At 63.8% G+C, this 13,203-nt stretch carries 13 protein-coding genes; 8 read left to right on the top strand and 5 right to left on the bottom strand.

The window, feature by feature from the left end; genetic code table 11:
• The first annotated feature begins 5 nt into the window (after window positions 1–5).
• Together JQ553_RS27375 and JQ553_RS27370 are read left to right on the top strand one after the other, a co-directional pair.
• Window positions 6–1,694 (top strand): NAD-dependent malic enzyme, encoded by a 1,689-nt coding sequence (locus JQ553_RS27375; RefSeq protein WP_212503151.1) that lies wholly within the window; start codon window positions 6–8, stop codon window positions 1,692–1,694.
• A gap of 163 nt (window positions 1,695–1,857) precedes the next feature.
• On the top strand, window positions 1,858–2,064 hold the full coding sequence (locus tag JQ553_RS27370; protein ID WP_212503150.1) for a hypothetical protein: 207 nt from the start codon (window positions 1,858–1,860) through the stop codon (window positions 2,062–2,064).
• 4 nt (window positions 2,065–2,068) lie between these two features.
• Here the strand turns inward: JQ553_RS27370 and JQ553_RS27365 are convergent, their stop codons facing one another.
• Entirely contained in the window at window positions 2,069–2,629 is a 561-nt protein-coding gene (locus JQ553_RS27365) for a DUF2478 domain-containing protein (protein WP_212503149.1), read from the bottom strand.
• Window positions 2,630–2,690: 61 nt separating this feature from the next.
• Window positions 2,691–4,100, bottom strand: coding sequence for an aldehyde dehydrogenase family protein (locus tag JQ553_RS27360; RefSeq protein WP_212503148.1), 1,410 nt, complete (start codon window positions 4,098–4,100; stop codon window positions 2,691–2,693).
• A gap of 161 nt (window positions 4,101–4,261) precedes the next feature.
• Here JQ553_RS27360 and JQ553_RS27355 point away from each other — a divergent pair, with 161 nt between their 5' ends.
• The gene (locus tag JQ553_RS27355) at window positions 4,262–4,642 is read left to right on the top strand and encodes a hypothetical protein (protein WP_212503147.1); all 381 of its coding nucleotides are present in this window, start codon (window positions 4,262–4,264) and stop codon (window positions 4,640–4,642) included.
• A gap of 138 nt (window positions 4,643–4,780) precedes the next feature.
• Here the strand turns inward: JQ553_RS27355 and JQ553_RS27350 are convergent, their stop codons facing one another.
• Window positions 4,781–5,632 carry an SDR family oxidoreductase gene (locus JQ553_RS27350; RefSeq protein WP_212503146.1) on the bottom strand — a complete coding sequence of 284 codons (852 nt, stop codon included), beginning with the start codon at window positions 5,630–5,632 and terminating at the stop codon, window positions 4,781–4,783.
• A gap of 205 nt (window positions 5,633–5,837) precedes the next feature.
• On the opposite strand from JQ553_RS27350, the gene JQ553_RS27345 reads away from it, so the two are divergent.
• Window positions 5,838–7,334 carry an aldehyde dehydrogenase family protein gene (locus JQ553_RS27345; RefSeq protein ID WP_212503145.1) on the top strand — a complete coding sequence of 499 codons (1,497 nt, stop codon included), beginning with the start codon at window positions 5,838–5,840 and terminating at the stop codon, window positions 7,332–7,334.
• A gap of 169 nt (window positions 7,335–7,503) precedes the next feature.
• Here JQ553_RS27345 and JQ553_RS27340 read toward each other — a convergent pair whose 3' ends face one another.
• Window positions 7,504–7,887, bottom strand: a complete 384-nt coding sequence (locus JQ553_RS27340) for a winged helix-turn-helix domain-containing protein (protein WP_212503144.1) — start codon at window positions 7,885–7,887, stop codon at window positions 7,504–7,506.
• A 102-nt stretch (window positions 7,888–7,989) separates the two neighbouring features.
• Between JQ553_RS27340 and JQ553_RS27335 the strand changes: the two genes are divergently transcribed.
• Together JQ553_RS27335 and JQ553_RS27330 are read left to right on the top strand one after the other, a co-directional pair.
• Complete coding sequence (locus tag JQ553_RS27335; protein ID WP_212503143.1) at window positions 7,990–9,117, top strand: alkene reductase; 1,128 nt, start codon at window positions 7,990–7,992, stop codon at window positions 9,115–9,117.
• A 150-nt stretch (window positions 9,118–9,267) separates the two neighbouring features.
• A complete protein-coding gene (locus tag JQ553_RS27330) occupies window positions 9,268–9,789 on the top strand; it encodes a GFA family protein (protein WP_212503142.1) in 522 nt (173 codons plus the stop codon).
• 76 nt (window positions 9,790–9,865) lie between these two features.
• Here the strand turns inward: JQ553_RS27330 and JQ553_RS27325 are convergent, their stop codons facing one another.
• Window positions 9,866–10,174, bottom strand: coding sequence for a hypothetical protein (locus tag JQ553_RS27325; protein WP_212503141.1), 309 nt, complete (start codon window positions 10,172–10,174; stop codon window positions 9,866–9,868).
• A 117-nt stretch (window positions 10,175–10,291) separates the two neighbouring features.
• Between JQ553_RS27325 and JQ553_RS27320 the strand changes: the two genes are divergently transcribed.
• Window positions 10,292–11,254 (top strand): LysR family transcriptional regulator, encoded by a 963-nt coding sequence (locus JQ553_RS27320; RefSeq protein WP_212503140.1) that lies wholly within the window; start codon window positions 10,292–10,294, stop codon window positions 11,252–11,254.
• Window positions 11,255–11,356: 102 nt separating this feature from the next.
• On the top strand, window positions 11,357–13,021 hold the full coding sequence (locus JQ553_RS27315) for a thiamine pyrophosphate-binding protein (RefSeq protein WP_212503139.1): 1,665 nt from the start codon (window positions 11,357–11,359) through the stop codon (window positions 13,019–13,021).
• Window positions 13,022–13,203 lie beyond the last annotated feature (182 nt).

Raw genomic sequence — 13,203 nt, 5'->3', positions numbered from 1 at the left:
CCGTCATGACAGAGGCGACATCAGCTTTCGTGACCACGGCGCTGAGCGGCTACGAGTTGCTGGCCGATCCGCAGTTCAACAAGGGAACGGCCTTCTCCGAGACCGAGCGCGAGGCGTTCGACCTTCACGGCCTGCTGCCGCCCAATGTCGCGACGCTGGACGAGCAGGTATCGCGGCGTCTCCAGGCACTGCGCGGCTTCGAGACCGATCTCGAGCGCTACGCCTTCCTGCGCGAACTGCAGGATACCAATGAGACCCTGTTCTACGCGTTGCTGGTCGCGAACCTGGAAGAGCTGCTGCCGATCGTCTACACGCCCACGGTGGGCGCCGGCTGCCAACAGTTCAGCCGCCTGTTTCGGAAACCGCGCGGGCTGTTCCTCAGCATCCCGCACAAGGCGCGGATTGATCGCATCCTTGGGCAGCCGCGCTTCGACGCGGTCGAGGCGATCGTGGTGACCGATGGCGAGCGCATCCTCGGCCTGGGCGACCAGGGCGCCGGCGGCATGGGTATCCCGATTGGCAAGCTTGCACTCTATACGGGATGCGGCGGCCTGCATCCCGCCACAACCCTGCCGATCCTGCTCGATGTCGGGACCGACAATCCCGACTGCCTGGCCGATCCGCTCTATATCGGCTGGCGCCACGAGCGCGTGCGCGGCCAGGAATATGACGACTTCATCGAGGCCTTCGTTTCGGCCGTGGTGAAGCGTTGGCCGCGTGTCCTGCTGCAGTGGGAGGATTTCGCGAAGAACAATGCGACGCGCCTGCTCGAGCGCTATCGCGACAGGCTCTGCACCTTCAATGACGATATCCAGGGCACGGCGGCCGTAGCGACCGGCACCTTGCTCGCCGCCATCAACGTCACCGGTGTGCCGCTCAGCGAGCAGCGCGTAGCAGTGCTCGGCGCCGGCTCGGCCGGGTGCGGCATCGCCGGACTGATCCGCGCCGCCATGCGCGATGCCGGCCTGCCGGAGAGTGAGGCCGCGTCACGCTTCTTCATGGTGGACCGTGACGGTCTGCTGATCGACGGCATGGCCGGACTTGCGCCGTTTCAACTCCCCTTTGTCCAGCAGAAGCAGGCGATCGAAGGCTGGCAACTCAGCCATCCCGACAAGATCGCGCTGCTCGACGTCGTGCGCAACGCCCGCCCGACCGTGTTGATCGGCGTCTCCGGTCAGGCCGGCGCGTTCTCCGAACCGATCGTCCGCGCGATGGCCGAATGCAACAAGCGGCCGATTATCTTCCCGCTGTCGAATCCGACCTCACGTGAGGAGGCGGCGCCGGCCGATATCGAGGCCTGGACCGAAGGCCGGGCGCTGATCGGCGTCGGCAGCCCGTTCCCGCCGATCACGCGCGACGGAGCCCCTTTCAAGATCGACCAGACCAACAATTCCTACATCTTCCCGGGTGTCGGCCTCGGCGCGCTTGCGGTCGGCGCCAACCGTGTCAGTGACGGGATGTTCATGGCCGCAGCAAAGGCACTGGCCAGTTCCTCGCCCGCGCGCAGCAACCCGAAGCACAATTTGCTGCCCCTTGTCGGCGGATTACGCGAGGTGGCGGTCACGGTCGCCCTCGCTGTGGCACTCCAGGCGCACAAGGAAGGGCTCGTCACCGATGTGTCGACCGACCAGATCGAGCAGCGCATTCGCGCCAAGATCTGGACACCGCACTATGCACCTTATCGCCGCGCATAAGCGCGGTCAGCCATGGCTCCTCTCGGATTGGTAATCGGTTCTGATTGAATCAGGACCGAAGCTCCTGATTTTCGTTTTGACGCGTTTTCTTTACGCGCACGGGTGGCCACTTCGCTCGAAAACGCTATAAGACCGCACCCGCAACAACGATCGGTAAGGACCCATGTCGAAGCAATCGATGCGCGAGGAGGCCGAGCGCCTGATCCGCGAGACCATGGAAAGGCGGAACCTCGTCATCAAGCAGGGGACGACCCGGATCGACGCCGTCTGCGGCAAATGCGGTGCACCGAACCGCGTGCAGGCAGCGAAGGGCCAGTCGCGTGTCAAATTCGCCTGCAAGGACTGCGGCCATAAGCAGGAAACGCTTTGAGAGCCTATTTGAGGGCTTCGCAGACCGTGACGTGGTCTGGCGCGATCTGCGCCGCGCCCCGCAGCGAGACAATGCTCCACCATGCTTCGAGTGCGCGGCGGCTGCACGCGAGCTTCACGCTCATCCCGCCGGCAAATCTGATCCAGGCCTCAAAATTGTGGCGTGACACCGCGATCACCACGGGAATGTCGGCGTCGAGCGCGCGTTCAATCAGAAACGCAAGGCCTTCGCCATTGCGCTCGCGTTTTCCGAAGCGGTTGACGATGAGGAGGTCGGCGCCTGCTTGCAGCGCACCGGCGACGCGAGCGCCCGCGTCCTGAAGCCGCGCCAGGTCGAGCTTGCAACCGGTCGCCGCGGAATCGGCCGCCTGCGCCAGCCGCAGTTTTTCACCGGTAGGGATGAGGACGGCCGAGAGACTCGAGTCGTCGCATTCTCCAGCCTGCACCATTCCGACGGCGCGGAAACCGCGCGCATTGAGATCATCGGCGAAACCGCGCAACACAGCATCGGGATCATCGTTGTCGTCATAGACAAGAGCGGCAAAATCGCACTGGGCGTCGAACATGGTGCGCCTCCCGTCGAGAGACGGCGACCGCGGCGCTCGGCCGCGATCGCCGGATCATGAATCAAGCGGCCGGGGGGCCATTGATGATCTGCAACTGGGTGAATTCGGCGAGGCCTTCCTCGGCGAATTCGGTGCCGATGCCCGACTGCTTGGCGCCGCCGAACGGGATGTGCGGCGCCATGTCGAGGTGCTTGTTGATCCAGACGGTCCCGGCCTCGATCCTGGTCGCAACGTCATGGGCGCGATCGATGTCGGACGACCAGACCGACGCACCGAGGCCATAGGTCGTCGCATTGGCGCGGCGGATCACGTCGTCCTTGTCGGAATATTTGATCACCGGCAGCACCGGGCCGAACTGCTCCTCATCGACCAGCTTCGAGCCCTCCTGGATATCGCGCACGATCGTCGGCTCGATGAAATAGCCGGGACGGTCCATCGCCGAGCCCCCGGCAATGACATTGCCGTTCTTGCGGGCGTCGTCGAGGAAGGCCTTCACCTTTTCATACTGCATCTTGTTTTGTAGCGGGCCGAGCTTGGTGCCCTGTTTGGAACCATCGTCGACCACGGTGTTCTTGGCGATCGCGACCAGCTCGTTGCAGATTTCGTCATAGACGGACTCGTGCACGTAGAGCCGCTTGATGGCGAGGCAGACCTGGCCCGAATTCTGGAAAGCGCCTTCGAAGATGCCGGGTGCGACCTTCTTCGGATCGACATCGTCGAGCACGATGCCGGCATCGTTGCCGCCGAGCTCGAGCGTGATCCGCTTCAGTGTCTGCGATGCACTTGCCATCACCTTCTGTCCCGTCGCGGACGAGCCGGTGAAGGAGATCTTGCGAATGTCAGGATGCTTGGTCATGTGATCGCCAAGGTCGTTGGCGTCGGTGATGACGTTGAGCACGCCCCTCGGCAGGATATCCTTGACGAGTTCGGCAAAGCGCAGCGTCGACAGCGGCGTGGTCGGTGCAGGCTTGACAACCAGCGTGTTGCCGGCGAGCAGCGCCGACGGCAGTTTGAAGCTGAGGATCAGCAGCGGATAGTTCCAGGGGATGATGGCGCCGACCACGCCAAGCGGGCGGCGATAGGCCTCGACCTTGCGGTCGCCGGAATTCTCGATCACACGCATCGGCAGTTCGAGCGACCCGAGATAGCGGAAGAAGCCGGCCATGCCCATGACCTCGGCGGTCGCGTCCGCGAGCGGCTTGCCCTGCTCGCTGGTCAGCAGGCGAGCGAGATCGTTGGCATTGGCTTCGATCGCATCCGCCATCCTGACTACGAGCTTGCGACGTTCCTCGATCGGCGTGCCCGACCAGGCCGGGTAGGCGGACTTCGCGGCGGCGACGGCCTTGTCGAGCTGTTTCTTTGAGGCGCGCGGGCACTGCGCCAGCACCTCCTCGGTCGCCGGGTTGAGGACGGGCATGGTCTGATCGCCGGGCACCATCTTGCCGTCAATGAGAAGATTGTAATCGCTCATATGCTTTGCTCTCCCTGGGTCAACGGGCCTTCACGGCCTCGCTATATCCAATCATATATCACGAATTGCGGCGAGTGGGCCACGGCCAATAACGGCTGGACGGCGAGTGGGATATCGATATATTCTTTAGACTATAACGAAGAAATGATCGGAGTGCCGACATGAAGATCGAAACTCAGGAGCTCACCACCTGTGAGGTAGCGCCCGACGGTCGCGCCATCTCGCTGGGTTTCGTGGATTCCAACGGAGAGCCCGCGACGATCCGCCTGTCGGTCAACCAGGTGGGCGCGCTGGTCATGACCCTGCCCGGGCTGATCAGCAAGGCGTTGCAGACCCGCTTCGGCGACCGGTCGTTGCGCTACGCCTATCCGTTGGATTCCTGGATGATCGAGCAATCCACCGATCCGGCCCAGGGCATGATGACGCTGACGACCACCGACGGATTCAGCGTCTGCTTTTCGATACCGCGCACGCAGCAGAGCGAACTGGGCGAAGCCTTGGTGGCGCAACCTGCGACGCAGGGGCGGGTGCGCGCGAATTAGAAGGTTTCGTAGGGTGGATTGGCGAAGCGCAACCCACCAGTTTTCTCACCCACCAAAGATGGTCGGTTACGCCGGAGGTTCTCGCGCGTTGAGTCAGCGCCGACGTAGCCGGCTAACCCACCCTGCGCACTGGAGCGTCTACGTCTGCTTCACGAACGCCGCGAACGCGACGGCGTAGTCGGGGTGCCAGCGCGACAGCGCCGGACGGTTCTCGACGATATCGCCGGCGGCCCAGAGGATGCGGCGCTCGTCGAGCGTGCGCGGCACGTCGTTGTCGGGGCACAGGATGTAGAAATCGCCGGCATCGAGGCGCTCGATCATGAAGTCGACAGTCTGTTCCGCCGTCCAGGCGCCTGCCGGCTTCTCGGTGCGGCCGCGCGCGGTGAGGCCGGTAAAGACGAAGCCGGGGATCAGGAGATGCGCTGATATCCTGCAGCCAGCGGTGTTGCGCAACTCGTGCTGCAGCGCTTCGGTGAAGGATTTCACGCCGGCCTTGGAGACGTTGTAGGCGGGATCGCCGGGCGGCGTGGTGATGCCCTGCTTGGATCCGGTGCTGATGATCAGTCCCGGCCGCCCGCGCGCGATCATGTTGGGCGCGAACGCCTGCGTGCCGTTGATCACGCCCCACAGATTGACGGCGAGGATGCGCTGCCAGTTGTCGGATGGCCCGAACATTGTGCTGCCGGGCCCGATGCCGGCATTGTTCATCAGGATATCCGTGCCGCCGAATCGCTGTGCCACGGCGGCCTCGAGTCCCGCAACCTCGTCGGCGCGGCTGACATCGACTGCGGCCGTCATGATGTCGGCCGGACCGCCGGGCGCGACGGATGATAGTTTTGTCTCAGCCTCCCTCAGCCTGTCGGCGCCGATGTCTGCGATGCAGACCTTCATGCCGGCCTTCGCGAACCGCAGCGCGGCGGCCAGTCCGATGCCGGACGCCCCTCCGCTGATCACGGCAACATGATTTGGCGACATCGCGGGATGGGGCATCGTCTCTCTCCAGACAGATTAGGGCCGATCATCACTAGCCTAACACGTGGCGCGCAGCATGCACGCAGGTGCATGGGAGACCTTCACGCATGCTGTCTCTATCAACGGCGGCTCGGCTTTACGGTTCAACGGCACCGCTGTAAAATCGGCTATATAACGCGTCAGAGACCTCAGCCGAATATCCGGAAAATCAGGAGAGCAAGAAATGGCTGTTACGCAGGCGGTTCCGATCACGCGCCATCCTTACGCGGATGGCTCCTGCAAGAAGATGCTGATCGACGGCAAATGGGTCGACGCCGCCTCCGGCAAGACGTTCGAGACGCACAATCCGGCAACCGGCGAACTGCTTGCGACCGTGGCCGAGGGCGATGCCGAGGACATCAACCGTGCGGTTGCCGCCGCGCGCCGCGCCTTCGAGGGACCATGGAGCAAGGTCAAGCCGTTCGAGCGGCAGAATATGCTGCTCAGGCTTGCCGACCTCGTCGAAGCGAATTTCGAGGAACTGTCCCAGCTCGACACGCTCGATATGGGCGCGCCGATCAGCCGTACCCGCGGCAACAAGCTGCGCGCGCTCGGTATGCTGCGCTACTACGCGGGGCAAGCGACCGCGATCCATGGCGAGACCATCGAGAACTCGCTGCCGGGCGAGATCTTCTCCTACACGCTGAAGGAGCCGATCGGCGTGGTCGGCGCCATCATCCCCTGGAACGGGCCGCTGACCGCGACGATCTGGAAGATTGGACCTGCAATCGCGACCGGCTGCACCGTGGTGCTCAAGCCCGCCGAGGAATCGCCACTCACCTCGCTGCGTGTCGCCGAGCTCTGCATGGAAGCCGGGATTCCCGCCGGCGTCGTCAACGTCGTGCCGGGCTATGGCGAGACCGCGGGTGCGGCGCTCGCCTCGCATCCCGACGTCGACAAGGTCGCATTCACCGGTTCGCATGTCACGGGCCAGTCGATCATCCGTGCATCGGCCGGCAACCTCAAGCGCGTATCGCTCGAGCTTGGCGGCAAGTCCCCCGACATCGTGTTCGCCGACGCCGATCTCGATGCCGCGGTGCCGGGTGCGGCAATGGCGGTGTTCGCCAATTCGGGGCAGATCTGCAGTGCGGGCACGCGGCTGTTCGTCGAGCAGAAGGTCTATGATGAATTCGTCGGCCGTGTCGCCGAGTTCGGCAGGAAGCTGCAGGTCGGTAACGGCCTTGATCCCAACACCCAGATCGGCCCTCTGGTGTCGCAACAGCAGATGGACCGCGTCTCCGGCTATCTCGAGATCGGCCAGAAGGAAGGCGCAAGGGCAGTGGCGGGCGGCGCCCGCCTGATCGAGGGCGCGCTGTCGAAGGGCTACTTCGTGCAGCCGACCGTGTTTGCCAATGTGCAGGACAACATGCGGATCGCGCAGGAGGAGATATTTGGCCCGGTCATCTCGGCGATCTCGTTCAAGGATCCGGAAGAACTGATCAAGCGCGCCAATGCCACGACCTTCGGTCTCGGCTCAGGCGTGTGGACCACCAATGTCAGCAAGGCGCACCAAGTGGCGAAAGCGCTGCGCGCCGGCTCGGTCTGGGTCAATTGCTATCAGGCGATGGACCCGGCGGTGCCGTTCGGCGGCTACAAGATGAGCGGCTATGGTCGCGAGTCCGGCAAGCAGCATGTCGAGGAGTATCTCAACGTGAAGGCGGTCTGGATCAAGACGGGCTAGGCGCTGTGATCTTCACTCCCCCCTTGCGGGGAGAGGTCGGATCGCATCGGCCCCTCATCCTAACCGTCCAAGGCGAGCTTCGCTTGTCTCGACTCCGCGGGAGCGGGATGAGGGGCACTTCGCTTGGTTTGCTAGAGATCCGGGCAATGGCGGCCCTAGGCCGCCATTTTCATTTCGCTGCAACCTTCTTCGGCTTGCCGATGTCGCTGTGCAGCGCCTCGAGGTCCTTGCGCACGGCGCTGGCGGCGTCGCGTTCGATCTTGCGATAACGTGCCACCAGGGAGATGCCGAACGGCGTCAGCACCGCACCGCCGCCGTTCTTTCCGCCGGTCTGCCGCGCCACCGCGGCCTGCCGGCAGATGCGGTTGATCTCGTCGACGAGATCCCAGGCGCGCTTGTAGCTCATATCCATCGCGCGGCCGGCGGCGGAGATCGAGCCGCATTCCCTGATGTTTTCCAGCAGCTGGATTTTGCCCGGCCCGATCCGGCCCTCGGCATCGAGGTCGATGCGGAGACTCAGGGAGGGGAGCGATCTGGCGCCCGGCTTTGGCATGGAAGACCTGTTTTTCGAGCGATGAGATTGCCACTACCCGCTTTTGCAAACAAGATGAACCCGTTACATAACGGGAAACCACAAGCAATAACCGGGGCAGGCATGAATCCTCCGTCGCTCTTCTCTCCGCTCAAGATCGGTCCCTATCAGCTCAAGCACCGTGTCGTGATGGCGCCGCTGACGCGGATGCGCGCGGCGAAGCCCAGCCTCGCGCCGCGGCCGCTGAACGTCGAATATTACGCGCAGCGTGCGACCCCAGGCGGATTGATCATCGCGGAAGCCTCCCCCGTGGCCGCGAACGGCTTCGGCAGTCCCGGCGTTCCCGGCATCTACAGCGAGGCGCAGATCGCGGGCTGGCGCGAGGTGGTGGACGCCGTGCACGCCAAGGGCGGCTTCATCTTCCTGCAACTCTGGCATGTCGGGCGCGTCTCGCATTCCTCGTTCCAGCCGGGCGGCGTGCTGCCGGTCGCGCCGTCGGCGGTTCCGATCTCCTCCGAGTTCAAGGCGATGACGGCGGATGGCAAGGTCGTCGACTATGAAACCCCGCGCGCGCTGGAGGCAGGCGAAATCCTGCTCCTGGTCGAGAGCTACCGGGAGGCTGCCAGGAACGCGCTTGCCGCCGGCTTCGACGGCGTCGAAATCCACGGCGCCAATGGCTACCTGGTCGAGCAGTTCCTGCAGTCGCGCAGCAACCTGCGCACCGACCAATATGGCGGCTCGATCGAGAACCGCGTGCGCTTCTTGATGGAGGTGACGCAGGCCGCGATCGACGTCTGGGGCGCCAATCGGGTCGGCGTGCGGCTGTCGCCCTACGGCATCGCCAATGGCAGCGGCGAGGCCGACCCGATGCCGCTGTACAGCCACGCCGTGAAGTCGCTGGACAAGCTCGGGCTTGCCTACCTGCATTTCATCGAGCCACGCTCGAGCGGCGCCGGCCGCGCCGAGGTCAACTGGCAGAACGTGCCATCGGCGATGGTGCTGTATCGCCCGCTTTGGAGCGGGGTTCTGCTCACTGCAGGCGGATTTTCCGGCGATGCGGCGCAGGCCGCGATCGCCGAAGGGCATGCCGACGCGATCGCGTTCGGCCGCATATTCATCTCCAATCCGGACCTGCCGCAGCGCCTGCAGCACGGCCATGAGTTGACGCCATATAACCGCGCGACGTTCTATGGCGGGGAAGAGAAGGGCTATACGGACTACCCGGTGCACGACGAGATGGCGCAGGCGTAAACTTCCGTCATTGCGACGGAGTTCGCGACAAAATTGCAAAGCAATTTTGCGCTGATGCGACGAAGCGATCCATCGTTCCTCGCGCGCGGGCGCATGGATTGGCTTCGCTTCGCTCGCAATGACGACGTTAAAAGCGAACCGGGAGACCCAATGTTTCCTGACGACGACGAAACGGAGACGAAGAAGAAGCGAAAGCAGCCCGTCGCGCTGGCGAAGCCGGCCGCGGGCCAATGCCTGTGCGGACAGGTGCGCTTCGAGATCGACGTGCCGGCGCGCTGGGCGTGGCACGACCACACGCCGGCGAGCCGCCGCGCGCACGGCGCGGCCTACGCGACCTATGTCGGGTGCTGGCGCAAGCGCTTCCGCATCACAGAAGGCCAGAATTCGCTCTCGCGCTACGAGGACGCCGCAACCGGGACCGCGCGCGCCTTCTGCTCCAACTGCGGCACGCCGATCATCTACGAACGCGCCCATTCGCCGCACATGGTGAACATTCCCCGCGCGCTGTTTTCGGGACGCACCGGCCGGCAGCCGCTCTATCACATCGCGATCGAGGAATTGCAGGAATGGGCTTATACCGGCGAGCCGCTGGTGCCGTTGAAAGGCTTTCCGGGAGTGGTCTGGCAGCGGTCCAAAAAGAAGAAGCGGAGCGATCGCGAGGGCATGTTCTAAAGCATGATCCAGAAAGTGCGCAGCGGTTTTCCGTTCGTGCCGGAGCGACGCCTGCAGTAAGCAACGATACTGGTTGCTAGAGCACTCCGGCCGTTTCGGCGGCGGATCTTTCGCGCTGACGACGCCTGATTTCGGCAAGGTCGGTAACGCACGCCGCAAAATTCTCGTTTCCGGGCGGCATCTGGAATTTTGTACAGTACTCGCGGTCTTCCTGCTGAATTTGCTCGGCCCTGAGACGTTCCGCCGTTCGTCTCATCGCCGGCGCTTCGATGAGCGCGTGGACTGCAAGTGCGCTTACTGCCACACCCACGGTAATGCCCGGCATCCAGGATCGCGGTAAACGCCACGTCAACAAACTCCCGGCTCTGGAAATGTCGGTGTTCATGGGCTCCTCCTAACGTCGCGGCGCCCGGCGCTGCGGCCTCCCGCCATCCCTCTAGACCCTTTACAGTGCCCGGATAATCGGCGATGAACGCGTAGCACTCATGAATTGAGTTCACGTATGACCAACGCGGCCAACGAAATGGGCGTGTTCGAGCGGGTGGTCGAGCGCGGCAGCTTTGCCGCCGCAGCACAGGATGTTGGGCTTTCACCCTCGGCGATTTCGAAGCTCATTTCGCGATTGGAGCAGCGGCTGGGGGTGCGCCTCATTAACCGGACGACCCGGCGCCTGGCGCTCACGGCGGAAGGCAGAATCTATCTCAAGCGTTCCCAGGAGATTCTTGCCGCCATCGAGGCGACGGAGTCAGAGATCGCTTTGGCTCGCCTGTCACCGCGCGGCCTGCTGAGGGTGCAAGCGCCCCCGGTCATGATCGGAGATCATTTCGGGCCGGCATTGTCGGATTTCCTTGCTCGCTATCCGCGGATGACGGTCGAGTTTCTGGTGACGAACCGTCCCATCGATCTCGTGGCTGAGAATGTCGACGTAGCGATGCGGACAGGAAAGCTTCCAGACTCTTCAATGATCGCATGCAAGATCATCGATCTCACCCAGATCATCTGTGCGAGTCCGGAATATCTGGCTCACCATGGCCGTCCGATGGCTCCTGCCGATCTCGCGCGACATCAATGTTTGATACTCAACGGCATCCCTGAACCGACAACGTGGACCTTCAAGGGCCAGGGCGGCCGCATCGCAGTGGAGGTCAAGGGTACGGTCAGCGCGGACAGCTCTGATGTGCTCCTGAGACTGGCCATCGAAGGTGTCGGGATCGTTCGCCTGGGCGAGCTTGCGGTCGCGAGAGCACTTAGGACCGGATTGCTGGAGCCGCTCCTGCTCGATGTGCAAGTGAGCGAGGGATATCCGCTGTGGGCTCTCTTGCCGCCGGGTCGGCAACGATCTCCCAAGGTCAAAGTGTTTCTGGATTTTCTCAGAGAACGGCTTGGGCTGGCGCCATGGCGAGCGACAGCCGCAAAGGTGAGCCAGAGGCGCCGGCACCATAGAGCGCACACTGATGCTTGCTGATGCAAGGCAGCCATGACCGCGCGCTCCGTTGCTTCAGCGGAACGAGTTCGCGCATGATCCTCGCACCCCGGATGCCAACGAGCCATCGGGTCTGGAGGAGATATGAAGAACCGCATTACCGGCCGCTCCGCCTTCCTCGCATTGCTGAAGGACGAGGGTGTCACGCATCTGTTCGGCAATCCTGGCACCACCGAATTGCCGATCATGCACGCGCTGAAGGATCATCCCGACCTCACCTATGTGATGGCGATGCAGGAGAGCCTGGTCGTCGCGATGGCGGACGGTTTTAGCCGCGCCTCGGGCAAGCTCGTCGCCTGCAACGTCCATGTCGCGCCCGGGCTCGGCAATGCGATGGGCTCGCTCTACAATGCAAGCTTCACCGGCACGCCGCTGATCCTCACTGCCGGGCAGCAGGAGCAGGGCCACGGGCTGACGGAGCCGGTGCTTTATGGCCCGCTGGTACAGATGGCGACGCCGCTGGTGAAGTGGGCGGTCGAGGTAACGCGCCTGGAAGACCTGCCGCGAATCGTGCGCCGCGCCGCCAAGATCGCAACCACGCCGCCAAGCGGACCCGTCTTCATCTCGCTGCCCGGCGACATCCTCAATTCCGAGGCCGGCATCGAGCTTGGCCGCCCGACTCGCGTCGATACCCGCGTGAGGCCATCGGAGGGATCGCTTCAGGCGCTTGCGGCGCGCATCCTGAAGGCCGAGCGTCCGGTGATCGTGGTCGGCGACGAGATCGTGAAGAGCGACGCGCTGCGCGAAGCCGCCGACCTTGCGGAGACGCTGGGGTGTCCCGCCTATCAATCTTCGACCCCATACGGCGCGCATTTCCTATCCGAAAGCCCGTGCTTCATGGGTGCGCTGGCGCGCATTCAGAAGATCGCCCGCGATGTGCTCGCTCCGTACGATCTCCTGATCGCGCTCGGCGGCGATCCGCTGCGCATGTCCGTCTATAGCGAGGTCGATCCGCTGCCGGATGGGCTTGGCATCGTGCAGGTTGGTCTTGTCGATGGCGACCTCGCAAAGAACTATGGCGTCGAGATCGCGGTGAAGGCCGATGTGAAGGAAACGCTGCGCGCGCTGGTGCCGGCGCTGAAGGCTGCGGGCGGTGGCGCGCTGGAGGCGCGCGCGAAACAAGGGCGTGCCGCGCTGGCATCGAAGAACTGGACGGCGAAGCGCAAGGCGCTGGTCGAGCAGATCTCGAAAGCGAGCCACACCGCGCCGATCGATCCGGACTGGCTGGCGCTGCAAGTCGTCGAGGCGATGCCCGAGAACGCCATCCTGGTCGACGAGGGCCTGACCTCGTCGCGCCAGATCATCGCGTTGCGTCCGCATCGCGACCGCTACGGCTATCACGCGCTCGCCTCCGGCGGCATCGGCTGGGGTCTGCCGGCCGCCGTCGGCGTCAGCCTTGCCAATCCGCAGCGGCCGGTGGTCTGTTATTCCGGTGACGGCTCATCGATGTACTCGATCCAGTCGCTGTGGACCGCTGCGAACCACAAGCTGCCGTTGACCTTCGTCATCGTCAACAATGGCGGCTATCGCATCATCAAGCAGCGCCTGCTCGCCTTCCATGGCGACGACCATTATGTCGGCATGGATTTCGTCGATCCGCCGGTCGATTTCACCGGCGTCGCACGGTCGCTCGGGCTCGAGGCGATCAGGATATCAGATCCGCAGGAGCTGAAGGGCGCGATGACATCCGCGTTCAGCCGGCCCGGCGCCAAGCTGATCGAGGTCGTGGTGAGCAATGCCGTGAATTGAACTTCACGGCGCGCGGGGTCATCGCTGTCGCGTCAGCGGGCCTTGGCGTCGCGGCTTCGAGACCGACTCCGAGATGCGCTGGGTCGAGATATCCGCCCGATTTCGCGGAGAAAGAGTTCTGCGCTGAAACTTGAACCGACTATCCTTCGTATATCGTTGCGCAGGGCGAGGCTGACAGTTGG

The sequence above is a fragment of the Bradyrhizobium lablabi genome (assembly GCF_018131005.1).
GTDB classification, from domain to species: domain Bacteria; phylum Pseudomonadota; class Alphaproteobacteria; order Rhizobiales; family Xanthobacteraceae; genus Bradyrhizobium; species Bradyrhizobium lablabi_D.
The sequence above is the reverse complement of the archived record's forward strand: the minus strand, read 5'-3'. Positions and strand labels throughout refer to the sequence as shown.

What these genes read in the sequence shown, in the direction of transcription:
- JQ553_RS27375 (WP_212503151.1), top strand. Translation starts at nt 6, where the DNA reads ATGACAGAGGCGACATCAGCTTTCGTGACCACGGCGCTGAGCGGCTAC.
- JQ553_RS27370 (WP_212503150.1), top strand. Translation starts at nt 1,858, where the DNA reads ATGTCGAAGCAATCGATGCGCGAGGAGGCCGAGCGCCTGATCCGCGAG.
- JQ553_RS27365 (WP_212503149.1), bottom strand. Translation starts at nt 2,629, where the DNA reads ATGTTCGACGCCCAGTGCGATTTTGCCGCTCTTGTCTATGACGACAAC.
- JQ553_RS27360 (WP_212503148.1), bottom strand. Translation starts at nt 4,100, where the DNA reads ATGAGCGATTACAATCTTCTCATTGACGGCAAGATGGTGCCCGGCGAT.
- JQ553_RS27355 (WP_212503147.1), top strand. Translation starts at nt 4,262, where the DNA reads ATGAAGATCGAAACTCAGGAGCTCACCACCTGTGAGGTAGCGCCCGAC.
- JQ553_RS27350 (WP_212503146.1), bottom strand. Translation starts at nt 5,632, where the DNA reads ATGCCCCATCCCGCGATGTCGCCAAATCATGTTGCCGTGATCAGCGGA.
- JQ553_RS27345 (WP_212503145.1), top strand. Translation starts at nt 5,838, where the DNA reads ATGGCTGTTACGCAGGCGGTTCCGATCACGCGCCATCCTTACGCGGAT.
- JQ553_RS27340 (WP_212503144.1), bottom strand. Translation starts at nt 7,887, where the DNA reads ATGCCAAAGCCGGGCGCCAGATCGCTCCCCTCCCTGAGTCTCCGCATC.
- JQ553_RS27335 (WP_212503143.1), top strand. Translation starts at nt 7,990, where the DNA reads ATGAATCCTCCGTCGCTCTTCTCTCCGCTCAAGATCGGTCCCTATCAG.
- JQ553_RS27330 (WP_212503142.1), top strand. Translation starts at nt 9,268, where the DNA reads ATGTTTCCTGACGACGACGAAACGGAGACGAAGAAGAAGCGAAAGCAG.
- JQ553_RS27325 (WP_212503141.1), bottom strand. Translation starts at nt 10,174, where the DNA reads ATGAACACCGACATTTCCAGAGCCGGGAGTTTGTTGACGTGGCGTTTA.
- JQ553_RS27320 (WP_212503140.1), top strand. Translation starts at nt 10,292, where the DNA reads ATGACCAACGCGGCCAACGAAATGGGCGTGTTCGAGCGGGTGGTCGAG.
- JQ553_RS27315 (WP_212503139.1), top strand. Translation starts at nt 11,357, where the DNA reads ATGAAGAACCGCATTACCGGCCGCTCCGCCTTCCTCGCATTGCTGAAG.